This is a genomic window from Treponema sp. R6D11 (assembly GCF_054786075.1).
On the sequence record NZ_BDHD01000163.1, the window covers coordinates 1 to 3,750 of the forward strand.

Here is a 3,750-nt window from a genome sequence, read left to right on the forward strand (position 1 = left end):
ATAATATATGTATGAAAGTTAGTAATTTTGGTAGAATTAAGTTAGAAAATGATATGAATGAAATAATTAACATTGAGAAAATGGTTCAAAAAAAAGAAAAGAATGGGTTAAAATTTAACTATCCAGTATTAGTTGGTGATGATTTCTTCACCATTGTCCATCGATTAGTTGCTGAAACTTTTCCAAAAAGACTTAAAACAGATCCCGACTTAAATTTCAATATTTATAAATATGTACATCATGTTGATGGAAATTGTTTTAACAATAATGAGAATAATTTATTATGGGTCACTCCCTACCAACACGCATTAATTCATCCTTATTTACGGAAAAATTTTTTAAATAAAACATATTAAAACAATCGGCACTTCGCTTAAAGGTCGGTAAAAGTACGTCGCCTAACGCTGGATAGGCAACGAAAAATAGTATTTACAATTTTTGATTTTATGACTAATTAGGGTGAAATGTTTGATGGAACAAAATCGTTTATATATATGGATTGCGAAAAGAATGTACATATTTTGTACCAGATACATGATGATAAAGATGAAATAATCTGTAATAAATTGGATAAATTGACATTTAAAACTATATCAGAAGAATTTATTAAATGGTATGAAAAAACTGAAAAAGGAAAAAATAATATTTGCGAATAAAATAAACCGTCAATATATTTAGAATTAAAAGTTACTTGTAAAACAATGGACGCGCAAGTGGTAGCTAACACCAAAATTCCTACCACGACCCACGAACTTTTAGCGCATATCTTGTCGTTGTTCGCATTGGTTCGTGTGGTTCGTGGTAGATCTTCTATTTACCCAGCCTAAAACCCTTAAACCTTAAACCGCGAAACCTCGCGTACCAGCGTATCAATCCCTTCGCGGTTTTTAGAGCTTATCTCATTAACATGATGTACGGCGGTATTTATCTGCTCCGCGCCGGAAGCCATTTCGTTCATTCCTCCAGTTATCTCCTGTGTTGTTTTCTCCAGATTGTTGCTTTCCTGTATAACCTCATTTGCCCCTTCAAGCATTTCATTGGAGCCGCTTTTTACCTGCCTTGTGATTTCATTCACATTATTAACAACATCAAGTATCTGCTTGCTTCCTTTGCCCTGTTCTTCCATCGCGCTTAAAATATTTTCTTCCTGCTCGGATACTATTTTTATGTTAGAATCAATCGCTTCAAATTTTCTATTCACATTAGCGGTGGAAAGAATAACTTTGTCTATCGAATTTTTTATCTTCTTTAAAACACTGCCGATAATTTTTGACTGTTCGCTTGAATTTTCAGCTAACTTGCGTATTTCGTCCGCTACTACCGCAAAGCCTCTGCCCGCGTCTCCGGCGTGAGCCGCCTCAATCGCGGCGTTCATCGAAAGCAAATTAGTCTGACTCGCTATATTATCCATAACGGAGTTAATTTCCATAAGCCCTTCGGATTCAATGGCTATCTCTTGAATATCGCTAGCCATTTCTTCCAATCCTGTTCTGCCGGCTTCGGAAGCGTCCCTTAAAGTTTTTACATTGTCAGTATTTTTTACAAGAGTCTCGGTAACCGAATGAATATTTGCAACCATTTCCTCTATGGCGGACGATGCCTGCGATACATTGTTACTCTGATTCTCAACATGATTGTTAAGTTTGTTGATATTAGTGACAACCTGTTCCATAGTAGCATGTGTTTCGCTTACACTCGCGCTCTGGTTCATAACTCGTCCTTTCATACTTTGTATGTTAGCGTTAATCTGGTTAATCGCCGCCGCTGTTTCCGTCATGTTGCTTGCAAGCTCGTTGCCCGTGTTGTTAAGATTTCCTGATTCATTTTTTATGATTATGACAAGACTTCTTATTTTTTCCAGCGTTTTGTTAAAGTACAGGGCAAGGTTGCCAATTTCGTCCCGCGAATTGACGGCAAGGCTCCTTGTAAGATCACCCTCACCTTCGGAAATATCTTTTAAAGTGTCAGATGCATAAACAATGGGTTTGCTTATGGAACGGGACAAAAATACTGAAGCTGAAACTACAATAGCCAAAACAAGAACGCTTATCAGTATAGTTATAAAAAGCATTTCATAGACAGGAGCCATTACCGTATCGACCATAAGGGCTATCGCATAACTCCATGTGATTTTCGTATCTCCAAAGGTAATAGGAATGATAAATATTATCATTTCCTCATCTATTGTTTCTATGTAATTTTTAAAAGAATAAGGTTTTCCCATTTTTACCGAGTTAATAAAACTATCAAGATATTTGCCCGCCATATCGCCTTCGGTATCTTTAATATTTTTCCCGATACGACTTTCATCAAAATGCGCTATTATAGTTCCGCTATTGCTGAATACGGCGGTTACAGAATCGGGAAAAGGTTTTTGAGTCTGAGAAATATTTTGAATGTCCGCTAGGGGAAGATCAAAACCTATAACGCCCACAACATTATCGCCGTTGCGTATCGGAAAAGAAATAGATGTTATCAATAATGTTTTTCCGCCTACATTGTACTCGTATGGATCCAAAATTACGGGAAGCCCCGATTTTTTCGGTAGAACATAAGCAGGGTCTTCGAAATCTTCCAGAACAGTCATCTTGACAGTTCCGTTATCCCAATAATAGTAGGGGGCGAAACGTCCTGTTATACTTGTTCCTTTTGTTCCCATGAATTGTTTATCGTCGCCTTCCAAAACGTCAGGTTCCCATACGCACCATGTCGCTATAACTCCGGGGTTTTCCCGCGTTATGCCATCGAGAATAAAATTAAAAAAAGTACGGCGGTTGGCGATTATCATGTAACGGTATTGTTCCATAACATGAGCTACAGTTTCCACCTTGTGCATGTAAGAGTCAACAAAATTTGTAATATCAGCGGCGGAATCATTTGCCATAGTAACTGCGTATTGTTCCGAAAGTTTTAGAATACTGCTTCGGGAACGGACAAGCAAAGTAACAGAAACGGCGGCAATGGCGAATAAGCCAAGCGCGGTCATAATAGACATAAGTTTAAAACTGATTTTCATATTTTTCCCCTTATATAAGATAAATGTATCGTTCCGTTCTTTACCGCTTCTATAATAAATGTTATAAATCTTGGTTTTTAAATATAATTATTTGCATGTTTGCGTTTTTTTCTTACAACTATTGAAGAAAATTAATATTTTCATTATAATTAAAACAATCATGCCAACTTATGAATACGAATGTAAAAATTGTTCTCACACTTTTGAAGTTTTTCAGTCTATGAATGATCCGCCTTTAAAAGAATGTCCAAAATGCGGTAAAGAAGTCCGCCGCTTAATTTTCGGCGGAGCGGGCGTAATTTTTAAAGGCTCTGGGTTTTATGTAACCGATAAAGGTAAAAGTACAACAGAAGCCAACTCAAAGCCGTCTTCCGATAAAAAAACAAAAAAAAGCGAAAGTTCCCAATCAACGCCTGCGGCATCTTCCCCATGCAGTGAATGTCCCAAAAAAGGCGCTTCAACTTCATGTCAGGCGTAAAAAAATACCGATAATTATAGAAGAAATGATTAACTCAACGATTATTTGTATTTTAGGGGTTTGTTTTGAATAAAAAACCGCGTTTTTTTTGTGATAATTGTGGATACGAGGTAGGGGACGAAGTTAAAAAATGCCCCTATTGCGGACGTATTTTCGCTTCCATAAGGTGTCCTGCTTGCGGCTATTCCGGCAATGACAGAATGTTTAAAAACGGCTGTCCAATGTGCGGATATTCAGCCGCCCCGCCCCCAAAACA

At 37.3% G+C, this 3,750-nt stretch carries 4 protein-coding genes; 3 read left to right on the forward strand and 1 reads right to left on the reverse strand.

Annotated elements, in window-relative coordinates:
- Window positions 1-356 (forward strand): hypothetical protein (locus ACYVTD_RS10455; protein ID WP_461247717.1); only part of this gene is annotated, 356 nt, incomplete at its 5' end.
- A gap of 476 nt (window positions 357-832) precedes the next feature.
- On the opposite strand, the gene ACYVTD_RS10460 is transcribed toward ACYVTD_RS10455, so the two are convergent.
- Window positions 833-3,016: a methyl-accepting chemotaxis protein gene (locus ACYVTD_RS10460; protein ID WP_461247718.1), complete on the reverse strand. Its 2,184-nt coding sequence runs from the start codon at window positions 3,014-3,016 to the stop codon at window positions 833-835.
- A gap of 121 nt (window positions 3,017-3,137) precedes the next feature.
- Between ACYVTD_RS10460 and ACYVTD_RS10465 the strand changes: the two genes are divergently transcribed.
- Both ACYVTD_RS10465 and ACYVTD_RS10470 read left to right on the forward strand, forming a co-directional pair.
- Complete coding sequence (locus ACYVTD_RS10465) at window positions 3,138-3,494, forward strand: FmdB family zinc ribbon protein (protein WP_461247719.1); 357 nt, start codon at window positions 3,138-3,140, stop codon at window positions 3,492-3,494.
- A gap of 65 nt (window positions 3,495-3,559) precedes the next feature.
- A partial coding sequence (locus ACYVTD_RS10470) for a zinc-ribbon domain-containing protein (protein ID WP_461247720.1) occupies window positions 3,560-3,750 on the forward strand: 191 nt, incomplete at its 3' end.

Excerpts from the sequence above, each read along its gene's own strand:
- ACYVTD_RS10460 (WP_461247718.1), bottom strand. The coding sequence starts at position 3,016 with ATGAAAATCAGTTTTAAACTTATGTCTATTATGACCGCGCTTGGCTTA.